Source organism: Nocardioides sp. Root151 (assembly GCF_001427925.1).
Lineage (GTDB): Bacteria > Actinomycetota > Actinomycetes > Propionibacteriales > Nocardioidaceae > Nocardioides.
Genome location: NZ_LMGG01000008.1, coordinates 158,772 through 173,697 on the forward strand (window position 1 = coordinate 158,772; position 14,926 = coordinate 173,697).

Below are 14,926 nucleotides of genomic sequence, written 5' to 3' on the forward strand. Positions count from 1 at the left end.
GGCGTGGATCAGGCGGTCAGCCGGGCGATCCCGGCGAGCGGGATGTCCAGCCAGGTGGGGCGGTTGCGGGCCTCGTAGACGCATTCGTAGACGGCCTTGTCGGCCTCGTAGGCGGCCAGCACCAGCCGTTCGTCGTCGGTGAGGTCGCGGCCGGCGTACGCGGTGACGAAGGCGTCGCGGTTGCGCTGCGTCCACTCCTCGCCGCGGTACGCGCGCTGCGCGTTGCCGGTGTCGTCGGAGCCACGGAAGGCGCGCTCGACGACGGCCGCGGCGTAGTCGAACGAGCGGAGCATGCCGGCCACGTCGCGCCACACGGAATCGGGCAGCAGCCGGTCGGCCAGCGGCTTGGCAGGCTCGCCCTCGAAGTCGACGATCTTCCAGCCCTTGACCGTGCGCAGCGTCTGGCCGAGGTGCAGGTCGCCGTGCATGCGCTGCACGGTGAGGGAACCGAGCGACCCGAAGCGGTCGAACATCGCCCGCAGTGCCGGCGCGTGGTCGGCGAGGCCGGGCACGATCTCGATGGCATCGGTGAGCCGGTCGTGCATGCCCCGGCCAAGGGCCGTGACGTCGGCCGCCGCGAACTGCTCGGTGGGGAACGCCTCGGCCAGGACCTGGTGGGTCTCGGCCAGGGCGGCACCGAGCCGCTCGCTCTCGGAGGCGAAGTCGCCGCCCACCTCGTCGGCGTGCAGGTCGGCCTCGGCGTACAGGTTGCGCACGCTCGCCTGCGCCAGCTCCCACCCGTCGCTGGCGGTGCGGAGGAACTGCTGGAGCATCGCCAGCTGGATGATCGAGTCGGAGGCCTCGTCGACGGTGTCGAGCCAGCCGTAGAGCGCGGCTACGTTCTCGGAGCCGGCCTCGGTGAGCACGTGGTGGATCTGGATGTCGGGGTTCACCCCCGGCGTCACCTTGCGGAACACCTTCATCAGGCAGTCCTCGCCGAAGGCGACCGAGGAGTTCGACTGCTCGCCACTGAACAGGGTCGAGTGTGCGGTCAGGTCGAGGTCGTGGCCCGGCAGCCGGTGGAAGACCAGCAGGTCGCGCCGGCTGGAGGCGTCGGACCCGGCCTCGGCGAAGGCGCTCAGCCACTGGCCCATCGCGTCGCGGTCGTGCACGGCGTCGTAGACGAACGAGTCGCCGAAGTCGTCGTCGGTCCAGGTGCCGATCAGGGCGTGGTCGAGTCGGCCGTCGGCCTCGCTGCGGAACGACAGCGGCACCTGGTAGAGCTCACGGTCGCCGTCGTCGTAGGTCACCTCGACCAGGTCGATGGCGACCTTGGGGCTGTCGTCGGACGCCGGCAGCACACCCGTACGGCGGGTCGAGGTGACGGTGAACGCGCGCCCCTTGCCGCCGAACCACCGTGCGGACTCGACGAAGGCGGTGAGGTGGTCGTGCACGGTCACGGTGCGGTCTCCTCCTTGGGCAGGCGGAACCAGTAGAAGCCGTAGCCACCGAGGGTCAGGAGGTAGGGCAGCTCGCCGATCGCGGGGAACGGCACCCCGCCGAGCAGCTCGGTGGGGGAGCGGCCCTCCCACTGTCGCAGGTCGAGCTCGACCGGTTGTGGGAAGCGGGAGAGGTTGTTGACGCAGACGATGACGTCGTCGCCGTGCTCGCGCGCATAGGACAGCACGCTCGGGTTGGACCCGCCGAGGTCGTGGAACGTGCCGAGCCCGAAGGCGTCGTGCTGGCGACGGGCGTGGACCATGCGGCGGGTCCAGTGCAGCAACGAGGAGGCGTTCTCCATCTGTGACTCGACGTTGACCGCCTGGAAGCCGAAGACCGGGTCCTGGATCGCCGGCAGGTGCAGCTTGCCGGGCGTCGCCGAGGAGAAGCCGGCGTTGCGGTCGGGCGTCCACTGCATCGGCGTGCGTACGCCGTCACGGTCACCGAGCCAGATGTTGTCGCCCATGCCGATCTCGTCGCCGTAGTAGAGCACCGGGGAGCCGGGCAACGAGAGCAGCAGGGCGGTGAACAGCTCGATCTGGTTGATGTCGTTGTCGAGCAGGGGTGCCAGCCGCCGGCGGATGCCGATGTTGGCCTTCATGCGGGGGTCCTTGGCGTATTCGTCCCACATGTAGTCGCGGTCGTCGTCAGTGACCATTTCGAGGGTCAGCTCGTCGTGGTTGCGAAGGAAGATGCCCCACTGGCACGAGTCGGGGATCGCCGGAGTCTGCTCGAGGATCTCCGAGATCGGGTAGCGCGACTCGCGCCGTACGGCCATGAAGATGCGCGGCATCACCGGGAAGTGGAAGGCCATGTGGCACTCGTCGCCGCCGACCTCGGGGTTGCCGAAGTAGTCGACCACGTCGGCGGGCCACTGGTTCGCCTCACACAGCAGCACCCGCCCGGGGTAGTTCTCGTCGACGAACCTGCGGCACTTGCGGAGGAACTCATGGGTCTCGGGGAGGTTCTCGCCGTTGGTGCCGGGACGTTCGTAGAGGTAGGGCACCGCGTCGAGGCGGAAGCCGTCGAGGCCCATGTCGAGCCAGAAGGCCATCGCCTCGAACATGGCGTCGTGGACCTTGGGGTTGTCGAAGTTGAGGTCGGGCTGGTGGCTGAAGAACCGGTGCCAGAAGTACTGCTGGCGCACCGGGTCCCAGGTCCAGTTCGACGGCTCGGTGTCGACGAAGATGACCCGCGCGTCCTGGTAGAGCTCGTCGGTGTCGGACCACACGTAGAAGTCGCCGTACGGGCCGTCGGGGTCCTCACGACTGGCCTGGAACCACGGGTGGGCGTCACTGGTGTGGTTCATCACGAAGTCGATGATCACCCGGATGCCGCGCTTGTGGGCCTCGTCGAGGAACTCGTGGAAGTCGTCGACCGACCCCGCCTCGGGAAGGATGTTGGTGTAGTCGGCGACGTCGTACCCGCCGTCGCGCAGCGGTGAGGTGAAGAACGGCGGCACCCACAGGCAGTCGACGCCGAGCCACTCGAGGTAGTCGAGCTTCTCGGTCAGTCCCTTGAAGTCGCCGGTGCCGTCACCGTTGGAGTCGCGGAACGAGCGCACCAGCACTTCATAGAAGACCGCGGTCTTGAACCACTCCGGCTGGTCGCCGATCGTGCTCTCGCCGATGCTCTGGCTCTCGGTCAACGGGGGCTCCTCACGGTCAGGATGTGGGCCGGCTCGACCGACGGGTCGAGCCGGACATAGTTGTGCTCGGTCCAGTTCCACGTCTGGTCGGTGAGCTCGTCGTGGACGACGAAGGCCTCGTGCGGGTCGAGGCCGAGGGCAGCGAGGTCGAGGTGCACCATCGTCTCCCGCGTGGCGTGCGGGTCGAGGTTGACCACGACGATCACGATGTCGGTCTCGATACGCTCGCTGGCGCTCGCTACTCGACCACCGAAAGACTCAGAACCCTCGCCAGCGCGTGTCTCGAGACCACGCGACGGGCCGGTCTTGCTGAAGCAGAGGATCGCGTCGTCGTCGGTGCGGTGCACGGTCACGTTCCGCAGCAGCTGCAGCGCAGGGTGCGCGCGCCGCAGCGCGTTCAGCTTCGTGATGTACGGCGCCAGGGTGCGGCCCTGCTCGTCGGCAGCGGCCCAGTCCCGGATGCGGATCTGGTACTTCTCGGAGTCGAGGTACTCCTCCGACCCGGGCTTGACCGCCACGTGCTCGAAGAGCTCGAACCCGGCGTAGACGCCCCAGCTCGGGGCGCCCAGTGCGGCCACCGTGGCGCGCACCTTGAACGCCGCCGGGCCGCCGTACTGCAGGTAGGCGTGGAGGATGTCGGGGGTGTTGACGAAGAGGTTCGGCCGCATCAGGTGGCTGGACTCGTGGCTCAGCTCGAGCAGGTAGTCGCCGAGCTCCTGCTTGCCGGTGCGCCAGGTGAAGTAGGTGTAGCTCTGGTGGTAGCCGATCGCCCCGAGCCCGTGCATCATCGCCGGCCGGGTGAAGGCCTCGGAGAGGAACAGCACGCCCGGGTCGATGCGGCGCACCTCGGCGAGCAGGCGCTCCCAGAAGGCGAGCGGCTTGGTGTGCGGGTTGTCGACGCGGAAGATGCGGACGCCGTGCTTCAACCAGTGGCACACGACCCGGAGCACCTCGGCATAGATGCCGGTCGGGTCGTTGTCGAAGTTGATCGGGTAGATGTCCTGGTACTTCTTCGGCGGGTTCTCCGCGTAGGCGATGGTGCCGTCGGCGCGGGTGGTGAACCACTCCGGGTTGGTCGTGACCCACGGGTGGTCGGGGGCAGCCTGCAGCGCCAGGTCGAGCGCCACCTCGATGCCGAGCTCGCCGGCGCGGGCGACGAAGGCGTCGAAGTCGTCGATCGTGCCGAGGTCGGGGTGGACGGCGTCGTGGCCGCCGTCCCTCGAGCCGATCGCCCACGGCGAACCCACGTCGTCGGGTCCGGGGGTCAGCGTGTTGTTGGGTCCCTTGCGGTTGACCTCGCCGATCGGGTGGATCGGCGGCAGGTAGACCACGTCGAAGCCCATGTCGGCGACCGCGTCGAGCCGCTTCGCCGCGGTGCGGAACGTGCCGGTGGTCACCTTGCCGGTCAACGGGTCGAGGGTGGCGCCCTCGGAACGCGGGAAGAACTCGTACCAGCTGCCGTAGAGGGCGCGACGGCGGTCGGCGTACGCCGCGTACGGGCCCTCGACGGTGACCAGGTCGCGCAGCGGGTGGTCGACGAGGGCGGCCCGGAGCTCGGGCGACTGGAGCACGGCGAGGCGCGCCGCGACCGGCCGGCTCGTGTCGGTGGTGGCCTTGAGCGCGGAACCGACAAGGTCGCGGGTGGCGCGGTCGGTCGCGGGCACGGCAGCCAGCACCCGCTCGAGGAGCAGTCGTCCCTCGGTGAACATCAGTTCGGTGTCGATGTCGGCGGGGATCTTGATGTCGGCCGCGTGCTGCCACGTGGCGACCGGGTCGGACCACGCGTGCACCTCGAAGGTCCACGGACCCTCGCGGTCGGGGGTCACCCAGGCCGTCCAGCGGTCGGGCACGTCAGGGTCGAGGGTCATCCGCACCGGCGGGCGTCGTACGCCGGCAGGATCGGTGAGCACCACCTCGGCGCCGAGCTTGTCGTGGCCCTCGCGGAAGACCGAGGCGGTCACCGGGAACGGCTCGTCAAGGGTGGCCTTGGCGGGCTGGCGGCCTAGGTCCACGACCGGGGTCACGTCCATCACGGGTATGCGTCCGACCATGGGCCCCAGACTTCCGGATCGCCCCGCCACAAGCAAACGGCAGGGCGACCCGGGTCAGACTGCTGTCGGAAGCGCTTGCTCCCGGACGGCCCGGCGGTGCAGGACGAGCCCGACCAGGCCGGTGAGGAACATCCCGCCGACCAGGGCGACCGCTGCGATCGTGGGCCAGCCCCGACCGCTGATCGCAGCGTGGTGCCAGGCCAGCGCGACCAGGCCGAGGGCGCCGATCATCATCACGCCGGCCAGCCCCGGGCGCACCCGTTCGAGGTCGTCCTCGACCAGCGCCTGGAGCAGGGCGACGCCCAGGACGAGCACCCACACGCCGAGTGCGCGGGCGTCGACGACCTGCAGGTCCCACGGCAGCATCGGGATCCACCAGCCCGGTTCGACGAGGAGGGCCAGCCCGAGACCGAGACCGGCCGCTCCCTCGACGGCGATGGCCGGCAACGCCCAACGCGGGATCGGGAAGCGGCGCTCCATCGGCAGTGCGGGTTCACGGGACTGCGCGGCCAGGGCAGACAGGATGGCGAACGGCAGGGCAGCCATCGCCGCGAGCCAGCCGAGTGAGAGCACGTAGGCGATCACCGGTCCGCCACCGACCCGGGTCTCGCCCAGGTGCATCACGGTGACGACGAGGAGCCCGCTGACCAGCAAGAGTGCGGGCAGCACGGCGATCCGGACCTCCTCCCAGTGGTCGCGCATCGCGGCACCCAGCATCATCGGCACTGCGCCGAGGAAGCCCGCGCCGATCAGCGCGGCGGTCACGGGACTCGCGAACTCCCACGCGAAGCCCTTGCCGGTCTGCTCGCTGCCGGCGAAGAGCACCAGGCCCACCACGGCCGAGAGCAGGCCGAGCACGACCAGCACCAATGAGACGAGCGGGGCAGTCTCCCTGCCCTCGAGCCTGCTCTCCTGCATGACAGGGTCTGCCATTCTTCTCCCTCCCCAGGGTTGTCTTTACATTCTGGATTAGATGTCGAAACTCTGGAAGTAGAACGCTGATTTGTCCGAGGCGTGGCGGTTGTGCCGTGGGCTAGCGTCAGGCCATGCGTGCGATCCGAAGGTTCACCGTCCAGCCCGTCCTGCCCGAGGCGCTGCACCCGCTCGGGGAGCTGTCCACCAACCTGCGTTGGGCCTGGCACCCCGCGACCCAGGACCTCTTCCGGGCCGTTGACGCCGAGCTGTGGGAGTCGGTCCACCACGACCCGGTCAGGTTGCTGGGCGCGGTCCCGCCCGCGCGCCTCGACGAGCTGGCGGCCGACGACTCGTTCCTGGGCGAGATGCGGGCGGTGCATGCCGACCTCACGACGTACCTCACCGGCGACCGCTGGTTCCAGAAGACCGCGGCGACGCAGGGCACCTGGCCCACGTCGATCGCCTACTTCTCTCCCGAGTTCGGCATCACCGCCGTGCTGCCGCAGTACTCCGGCGGCCTCGGCATCCTCGCCGGCGACCACCTGAAGACGGCCTCCGACCTCGGCGTCCCGATCGTCGGCGTCGGCCTGCTCTACCGACACGGCTACTTCCGCCAGCACCTGTCCCGCGAGGGCTGGCAGGAGGAGACCTATCCGGTCCTCGACCCCAACGGCCTGCCCATCTCGCTGCTGCGCGAGGCGGACGGCGAACCGGCCTCGGTCACGGTTCCGCTCCCCGGCGACGACCCGCTGCACGCCCGCGTCTGGGTGGCGCGGGTCGGGCGGGTGCCGCTGCTGATGCTGGATGCCGACACCGAGGCGAACGCGGAGCACCTGCGCACCGTCACCGATCGCCTGTACGGCGGCACCAGCGAGCACCGCCTCCTCCAGGAGCTCCTGCTCGGCATCGGTGGGGTCAAGGCGTTGCGGGCCCATTCACGGCTGACCGGAGCCCCGGCACCCGAGGTGTTCCACACCAACGAGGGCCACGCGGGTTTCCTCGGCCTCGAGCGGATCCGCGAGCTCACCGTCGATGAGGCCGGGCCACGGCTCGACTTCGACACGGCACTCGAGGTCTCGAGGGCCGGCACCGTGTTCACCACGCACACGCCCGTCCCGGCCGGCATCGACCGCTTCCCGATGGACCTGATCGCGCAGTACTTCGGCGGCTCGGGAGACAACGGCGGCGGCGCTGTGCCGGGCGTACCGTCCGACCGTGTGCTCGCCCTCGGCGCCGAGGACTACGAGGGCGGCGACCCGGGTGTGTTCAACATGGCGGTGATGGGCTTCCGGCTGGCCCAGCGGGCCAACGGCGTCTCGCAGCTGCACGGCCACGTCTCACGCGGCATGTTCAACGGCTTGTGGCCGGGCTTCGACGAGACAGACGTGCCGATCGGGTCGATCACCAACGGCGTCCACGCCCCGACCTGGGTGGCCCGCGAGGTCTTCGAGCTGGGTTCGGCCGTGGGCGGCGAGGTCTCCACCGACAGTCCCGGCGCCTGGGACGTCGTCGACCGCGTCGCCTCGACCGACATCTGGAGGGTCAAGCGGCTGCTGCGTGAGCGACTGGTCGAGGACGCCCGCCGCAGGCTGCGCGCCTCGTGGGAGCACCGGGGTGCCGCCGAGGCCGAGCTCGGCTGGGTCGACGAGGCGCTCGACCCCGACGTCCTGACCATCGGGTTCGCGCGCCGGGTGCCGTCGTACAAGCGGCTGACCCTGATGCTTCGCGAACCGGAGCGCCTGAAGCGGTTGCTGCTCGACCCGGACCGCCCGATCCAGCTGGTCATCGCCGGCAAGTCGCACCCCGCCGACGACGGTGGCAAGAAGCTGATCCAGGAGATCGTCATGTTCGCCGACGACCCCGAGGTGCGGCACCGCATCGTGTTCCTGCCCAACTACGACATCGCCATGGCGCAGCCGCTCTACCCGGGCTGCGACGTGTGGCTCAACAACCCGCTGCGTCCCTACGAGGCCTGCGGTACGTCGGGCATGAAGGCCGCGCTCAACGGTGGCCTCAACCTCTCGATCCTCGACGGTTGGTGGGACGAGTGGTACGACGGCCGCAACGGCTGGTCGATCCCGTCCGCCGACGGCATCGACGATCCCGACCGTCGCGACGACCTCGAGGCCGGTGCCCTCTACACGTTGATCGAGGAGGAGATCGCGCCGCGGTTCTACGACCTGGACGACGACGGCGTGCCCTCGCGCTGGATCGAGATGGTGCGCCACACGCTCAAGTCGTTGGGCCCGAAGGTGCTCTCGAGCCGCATGGTGCGCGACTACGTCGAGCAGCTCTACGCCCCGACGGTCGGCACCGCGCGCGACCTCACGGACCACGCGCGCGCAGCGGCCTTCGCGGAGTGGAAGCAACGGGTGCGTTCCGCGTGGCCCGGGGTGCGGGTCGAGCACGTCGAGTCCCACGACGTCGCCGACTCACCCGAGGTCGGCTCGCGCCTGTCGGTGCACGCGTTCGTGTCCTTGGGCGGTCTCGCACCCGAGGACGTCGACGTGCAGCTGGTGCACGGCACGATCTCCGCTGACGACACGCTGGCAGACACCGTGGGGGAGTCCCTGCAGCCGGTGGCGTCGTACGACGGCGGCCGACACCGGTTCGACGGAGCGGTCACGCTGGAGCGGCCCGGCCCCTTCGGCTACACGGTCCGCATCCTGCCGCGTCACGATCTGTTGGCGTCGCCCGCCGAGCTCGGACTGGTCGCCCTGCCCTGAGTCGGCCCTCCGGTTGATCGGGGCGTTCCGGCACCGACGGTGACGGAGCGGACCTACAGTCGGTCCGTGAGGGACTCTGCGGGTCGCAACCGGCTGGCCGGCGCCGCTGCGGCGTTCACCAGCAACGCCCGCAACCCCGACCTGCGCCGGGCCCAGCTGAGCTTCCTCGGTGCCTGGACCGCCGAGTGGGCCTTCACGGTGGCCCTCGGCATCGTCGCCTACCGCGACGGTGGCGCGACCGCGGTGGGCCTGGTCGGGCTCCTGCGGATGGCGCCCTCCGCGCTCATCGCCCCGCTCCTGTCGCCCCTCGCCGACCGCGGACGTCGCGAACGGGTCCTGATCGTGGTGTCGACGGTGCGAGGAGTCGCGACCGCCGGAGCGGCAGTCGTTGCCGCACTCGCGGGCCCGCCCGTCGTGATCTACGTCCTGGCTGTGCTCTCGACGATCGCGGCGACCCTGTTCCGGCCGGCACACTCCGCGTTGCTGCCCTCGTTGTGCCACACCGGGCACGAGCTGGCCAGTGCCAACGTGGTCCGAGGCTTCCTCGACTCCGCCGCCACCTTGGTGGGCCCGCTCTTGGCGGCGGTGCTGCTCGGGCTCACCGACGTGGCCGTGGTCTTCGCAATGGCGGCAGCCTCGTCCCTGTGGGCTGCCGGGCTCCTGCTCCGGCTGTCGTACGACGCTCCGCCCCGACCCTCGGCAGCGGCCCGGCCTCGGCTCGTCCGAGAGGCCGCTGAGGGAGTGCGTGCGGTGCTCCGGAACGCCGACCTGGCCCTGATCCTCGGTCTCGCCGCGGCCCAGTCCTTCACCCGGGGCGCGTTGACCGTGCTCTCCGTCGTGGTTCCCCTCGAGCTGCTCGGCACGGGAGACGCCGGGGTCGGCACGTTGATGGCGGCCGTCGGTGTGGGTGCCGTGCTCGGCTCACTTGCCGCCTCGCTTCTCGTCGGCACCCGCCGACTGGGCGCCTGGTTCGCGGTGGGCGTCGCACTGTGGGGGCTCCCGCTCGCGCTCGTCGGGGCCTTCCCCGAGGAGTGGCCGGCCCTCTTCCTCGTGGCCTTCGTCGGCGTCGGCAACGCGTTGATCGACGTCGCGGGCTTCACCCTGCTCGGTCGGCTGGCGCCCGACGAGGTGCTGGCCCGGGTGTTCGGGGTCCTGGAGAGTCTGGTCGCGGTGTTCATCGGGATCGGGGCGGTGGCCGCGTCCTGGGTGGTCGCGATCTCCGGCCCGCGCTACGCACTGGTCGGCATCGGTCTCGTGTGTCCCGTCCTGGCGGTGGTCGCGTGGCGACGGCTGCGACTCCTCGACGGCACGGTGGGGGAGCACGACCACGACGTCGAGCTCCTCCAGCAGGTGTCGATGCTGCGGACGCTGCCGCTGCCCTCCGTCGAGCAGCTGGCCCGGGGTCTGGAGCCGCTCGACGTGCCGGCGGGCCACGTGGTCTTCTCCCAGGGTGACCTCGGGGACCGGTACTACGTGATCGAGGTGGGCGAGGTCCAGGTGGTCGGCGACGGGGCCGTGGTGGCCACCCTCGGCCCGGGAGAGGGCTTCGGCGAGATCGCGCTGTTGCGGCGCACGCCCCGCACGGCGACGGTGGTGGCCGCGACCGACGCCCGATTGTGGGCCCTGCTGTCGGACCGCTTCCTGCCTGTCGTCCTCGGGTTCACTCCCAGTGCCCGGGAGGCAGCGGTCGGCGTCTCGGTCATGCTCGACCGGTTCGCCCCCGAGGATCCGCCCGCCGAACCGCCGCCGACCTCAAGCTGAAGCTCGTGTCCGGGCCGATGCACGAGATCTCGTCGGAGCTGGAAGGAATCGGACCGGTGCGCGCCCACGACGTCGATGCCATCGGCGACGCCGGGGAAGCCCACCCGCAAGGCCCGTTCAGGACGGCGCTGCGTCGGTGCCCGAGCCCTCGGCCCGGTCGTCGTCGGGCTCCGGGGTCCATGCTTCGGCGCGAACCTCCTCGTGCGAGGCACTCAGCCGGGTCGCGCGGGCCGACAGCAGCGCCATGATGCGGGCCACCACCAGGGCGAGGTAGAGCATGCCGGCGATCTGCTCGATCATTACGAAGGAGCGCGCGTGCGGCCGGATCGGCGTGATGTCGGAGAGCCCGGTGCTGGTCAGCGTGGTGACCGAGAGGAACAGCAGCTCGGTCCACGAGCGCGGGTCGGCAGTGTTGACCGCGGCGTTGAACGAGTCGGGCCAGATGAGCTGCGTGGCGGCGTACACGTAGGCGAAGGCCCATGCCAGGACGGTGAAGGTGGCCCCGGTGGCGAAGACCTCGTCGGTGGTGACCACGGTGTCGGAGAACATGTAACGGATCAGCGCGAACGCCGTGTAGAAGTAGAACGCGGCGTGGAAGACCGCCGACCACAGCGCGAACGCCTCGTTGTCGGGCGAGGTGGCCTCGAGGACGGTCAACACGATCACCGGCCCGCCCAGCAGCACGGCCACCCAGCTGAGCGCCGGGGTCATCCGGATCGCCATCACCGCAATCGCCAGCACCACAAGGGCAAACGTGCCGAACACGGCTCGTCCCACCGGCGCCTCCCCGAGGAACGGGTAGGCCAGGATGCCGAGCAGCTGCACGAACAGCAGGACGGCCGACGGGTGCTGACGGGTCAACCGGAGCCACTGGGTCACGGTCGCTGATCCTTCCGCCCCGCGGTCACGGGGTCAAACGTTGTTAGCGTGGGCGCCATGGATGCTTCTCCTGGCAATCGTCGAATGATCCTGGTCGTGGCCGGTGTGATCCTCGCGGTGGGGGTGGGCCTGCTGATCGGCCGGGTCGCCTTCGCCGCCCCCGAGACGGACATTGAGCTCGCGTGCACGTCCATCGACGCGCTTCCCGATGACGAGTCCGTCAAGGAGATGCTCGACGAGTTCGACGCGACCAAAGCCGACCGGCTGCTGGCGATCGGCAGTCATGCGCGTGCTGCCGAGGGTGAGGACTCCGGCTTCGCCAAGTCCGGCGAGCGCATCATGCGCGGCATCATGAGCAACGACATGGACGAGGCCGACGAGGCACTCGAGGACCTCCGCGAGCAGTGCGACGGCCAGTGAGTCTCAGCCTCGGGGCTCAGGTCTGGCGGAGCACGACGACGGAGTGGGCGCCCAGCTCGATCGCGCCACCGGCCTTCACCGCGGCGCCCGGGGGTTGATCGGGGTCGGTGGAGAGCACGACCTCGCCGCTCTGCACCCACTCGTTCTCGGGCAACGTGAAGGTGACACTGTCGCCCGAGCCGTTGAGCCAGATCATGAAGGACCGGTCGACCTGCTGCTCGCCGCGGGGGCCGGGGGAGCGCAGCGGTGCCCCCGAGACGAACATGCCGATCACCGCGAGTGACTCGTCGAACCAGTCGTCGGCGGTCATCTCGCGTCCGGACGGGTGCAGCCAGGCAAGGTCCTTCGGCCCGTCCTTGATCGCCGGACGTCCCTCGAACCAGTGGCGCTGGCGCAGCGCCGGGTGCTCGCGGCGCAGGCGCAGCGCGGCCTTGGTGACCTCGTAGACGTCGAGCCACGCGTCGTCGGGCCGCCAGTCGATCCAGGAGGTCTCGTCGTCGTGCGTGTAGGCGTTGTTGTTGCCGTGCTGGGTGCGCCCGCGCTCATCGCCCGCGGTCAGCATCGGCGTGCCGTTCGACAGGCAGAGCGTCGCCATCAGGTTGGCCGCCTGGCGACGCCGCAACGCGACGATCTCCGCGTCGTCGGTCTCGCCCTCGACGCCGTGGTTCCACGAGCGGTTGTTGTCGGTGCCGTCGCGGTTGTCCTCACCGTTGGCCTCGTTGTGCTTGTGGTCGTAGGTGACCAGGTCGCGCACGGTGAACCCGTCGTGGGCGGTCACGAAGTTGACCGTCGAGTACGGCGAGCGGCCGTCGTCGGCGTACAGGTCGGACGAACCTGCCAGGCGTGTCGCGACGGTGCGGATGCCGGCCGAGTGTCCGCGCCAGAAGTCGCGGATCGTGTCGCGGTACTGGTCGTTCCACTCCACCCACGGCGGCGGGAACTCACCCACGCGGTAGCCGTCCATCGACGCGTCCCACGGCTCCGCGATCAGCTTCACGTGCCGCAGGACCGGGTCCTGGCCGATCGCGGTGAGCAGGTGACAGTCCATGTCGACCTCCTGCCGCACCCGGGTCAACGCCGAGGCGAGGTCGAAGCGGAACCCGTCGACGTGCATCTCGGTCACCCAGTAGCGCAGCGAGTCCAGGATCAGCCGCAGCACGTGCGGGTTCGAGGCGTCGACCGTGTTGCCGCACCCGGTCACGTCCCAGTAGGTGTCGTCGTACGGCGGCGGCGTGTCGTCCTCGTTCGGCTCGGGCCGGACCCGTTGGTAGGTGCCGCGGTCGTCGAGGCCGCGGAACGAGAGGCTCGGCCCGAGCGCGCCACCCTCGGCGGTGTGGTTGAAGACGACGTCGAGGATCACCTCGAGCCCGGCCTCGTGCAGCGCCTTGACCATGGCCTTGAACTCGGTGACCTGCTCGCCGCGGTCGCCGGAGGCGGCGTAGCCGTTGTGCGGCGCGAAGAAACCGATCGAGTTGTAGCCCCAGTAGTTGACCTGACCGTTCTCCATGAGCCGGGGCTCGGAGACGAACTGGTGGATCGGCAGCAGCTCGACGGCGGTCACGCCGAGGTCCTTGAGGTAGTCGGTCACCGCCGGGGTGCCCAGCCCGGCGTACGTGCCGCGCAGCTCCTCGGGAACCCGGTCGTGCAGCGCGGTCATGCCCTTGACGTGCAGCTCGTAGATGACGGTGTCGCGCCAGCGGCGGTGCATGGGTGCGTCGCCGCCCCAGTCGAAGTCGTCGTGCACCACGACACTGCGCGGGACGTACGGCGAGGAGTCGGTGTCGTTGCGTTCGTCGGGCGCCTCGAGCTGGTGCGCATAGATTGCCGGATCATGCGTGACCGCCCCGGAGACCGCACGGGCGAAGGGGTCGAGCAGAAGCTGTGCCGGGTTGAACCGCAGCCCCGACTCGGGGTGCCACGGCCCGTCGACGCGGTAGCCGTACAACGTGCCGACCGGCACGCCCGGGATGGCTCCGTGCCAGATGCCCAGGGACTGCTCCGTCAGTGCATGGCGCTTCTCACCGCCGTGCTCGTCGAAGAGGCACACGGTCACGCCGGTCGCGGCCGGCGCGTGGACGGCGAAGTTCGTCGCCTCCGCCGACCAGGTGGCGCCGAGGGGGTAGTTGCGCCCAGGCCACACGGCGGCGTGTTGCCCTGGGTGGGTCCAGATTCCGGGAGTCACCCGCGACATTGTCCACGAGCCCGCCCACTAGAGTCGCATCCGTCACCCGAACCACGTCAGGAGTTGCAACCGCACATGGGCACCAACGAGACCGCCGGCACCAGCGAATTCGTCCGGCTCGAGGTGGCCGACGGCGTCGGCACCATCCGCCTCGACCGACCCAAGATGAACGCGTTGAACAAGCAGGTCCAGGAGGAGATCCGGGCCGCCGCCGCCGAGGCCACGGCACGCGCTGACGTCAAGGCCGTGGTCGTCTACGGCGGCGAGCGCGTCTTCGCCGCCGGCGCCGACGTCAAGGAGATGGCCGACATGTCCTACACGGAGATGGTCGACCGCTCCGGTGGCCTGCAGTCCGCGTTCACGGCCGTGGCGAAGATCCCCAAGCCGGTCGTCGCCGCGGTCACCGGCTACGCCCTCGGCGGTGGCTGCGAGCTGGCCCTCTGCGCCGACGTGCGCATCGCCGCCGACAACGCCACCCTGGGCCAGCCCGAGATCCTCCTCGGCATCATCCCGGGCGCCGGTGGCACCCAGCGACTGACCCGCCTGATCGGCCCGAGCAAGGCCAAGGACCTCATCTTCACCGGCCGGTTCGTGAAGGCCGACGAGGCGCTGGCCATCGGCCTCGTCGACCGCGTCGTCCCGGCCGACGAGGTGTACGCCGAGGCCGTGAAGTGGGCCGCGCAGTTCGCCGGCGCCGCGTCGTACGCCGTCCGCGCGGCCAAGGAGTCCATCGACCGCGGACTCGAGGTCGACCTCGAGACCGGCCTCGAGATCGAGCGGGCGCAGTTCGCAGCGCTCTTCGCCACCGAGGACCGCACCATCGGGATGTCGTCGTTCGTGGAGAACGGCCCCGGCAAGGCGGAGTTCCGCGGCGCGTGACTCCTGCACCGACGGCGCGTTGACC

At 70.1% G+C, this 14,926-nt stretch carries 10 protein-coding genes; 4 read left to right on the plus strand and 6 right to left on the minus strand.

Features of this window, described 5'->3' with window-relative positions; translation table 11 throughout:
* Window positions 1-8: 8 nt before the first annotated feature.
* From ASD66_RS23560 to ASD66_RS23575, 4 genes are read right to left on the minus strand one after another with little or no spacing between them, the layout of a single operon-like run.
* The gene (locus tag ASD66_RS23560; RefSeq protein ID WP_056892448.1) at window positions 9-1,400 is read right to left on the minus strand and encodes a maltokinase N-terminal cap-like domain-containing protein; all 1,392 of its coding nucleotides are present in this window, start codon (window positions 1,398-1,400) and stop codon (window positions 9-11) included.
* Entirely contained in the window at window positions 1,397-3,088 is a 1,692-nt protein-coding gene (gene treS, locus ASD66_RS23565; RefSeq protein WP_056686547.1) for a maltose alpha-D-glucosyltransferase, read from the minus strand. Before treS ends, ASD66_RS23560 begins: the two co-directional genes overlap by 4 nt.
* Window positions 3,085-5,139 (minus strand): alpha-1,4-glucan--maltose-1-phosphate maltosyltransferase, encoded by a 2,055-nt coding sequence (locus ASD66_RS23570; protein WP_056892449.1) that lies wholly within the window; start codon window positions 5,137-5,139, stop codon window positions 3,085-3,087. The genes treS and ASD66_RS23570 overlap by 4 nt, the downstream gene beginning before the upstream one ends.
* 54 nt (window positions 5,140-5,193) lie before the next feature.
* A complete protein-coding gene (locus ASD66_RS23575) occupies window positions 5,194-6,072 on the minus strand; it encodes a hypothetical protein (RefSeq protein ID WP_156388883.1) in 879 nt (292 codons plus the stop codon).
* A gap of 113 nt (window positions 6,073-6,185) precedes the next feature.
* Here ASD66_RS23575 and glgP point away from each other — a divergent pair, with 113 nt between their 5' ends.
* Together glgP and ASD66_RS23585 are read left to right on the plus strand one after the other, a co-directional pair.
* Window positions 6,186-8,780, plus strand: a complete 2,595-nt coding sequence (gene glgP / locus ASD66_RS23580) for an alpha-glucan family phosphorylase (RefSeq protein WP_056892451.1) — start codon at window positions 6,186-6,188, stop codon at window positions 8,778-8,780.
* Window positions 8,781-8,846: 66 nt separating this feature from the next.
* On the plus strand, window positions 8,847-10,541 hold the full coding sequence (locus ASD66_RS23585; protein WP_162254309.1) for an MFS transporter: 1,695 nt from the start codon (window positions 8,847-8,849) through the stop codon (window positions 10,539-10,541).
* Between the two features lie 117 nt (window positions 10,542-10,658).
* Here ASD66_RS23585 and ASD66_RS23590 read toward each other — a convergent pair whose 3' ends face one another.
* Window positions 10,659-11,420, minus strand: coding sequence for an ion channel (locus tag ASD66_RS23590; protein WP_082599704.1), 762 nt, complete (start codon window positions 11,418-11,420; stop codon window positions 10,659-10,661).
* 57 nt (window positions 11,421-11,477) lie between these two features.
* Between ASD66_RS23590 and ASD66_RS23595 the strand changes: the two genes are divergently transcribed.
* Window positions 11,478-11,840 carry a hypothetical protein gene (locus ASD66_RS23595; protein WP_156388884.1) on the plus strand — a complete coding sequence of 121 codons (363 nt, stop codon included), beginning with the start codon at window positions 11,478-11,480 and terminating at the stop codon, window positions 11,838-11,840.
* Between the two features lie 16 nt (window positions 11,841-11,856).
* Here the strand turns inward: ASD66_RS23595 and glgX are convergent, their stop codons facing one another.
* On the minus strand, window positions 11,857-14,022 hold the full coding sequence (gene glgX, locus ASD66_RS23600; protein ID WP_056686802.1) for a glycogen debranching protein GlgX: 2,166 nt from the start codon (window positions 14,020-14,022) through the stop codon (window positions 11,857-11,859).
* A gap of 75 nt (window positions 14,023-14,097) precedes the next feature.
* Between glgX and ASD66_RS23605 the strand changes: the two genes are divergently transcribed.
* The gene (locus ASD66_RS23605; RefSeq protein WP_056686565.1) at window positions 14,098-14,901 is read left to right on the plus strand and encodes an enoyl-CoA hydratase/isomerase family protein; all 804 of its coding nucleotides are present in this window, start codon (window positions 14,098-14,100) and stop codon (window positions 14,899-14,901) included.
* Window positions 14,902-14,926 lie beyond the last annotated feature (25 nt).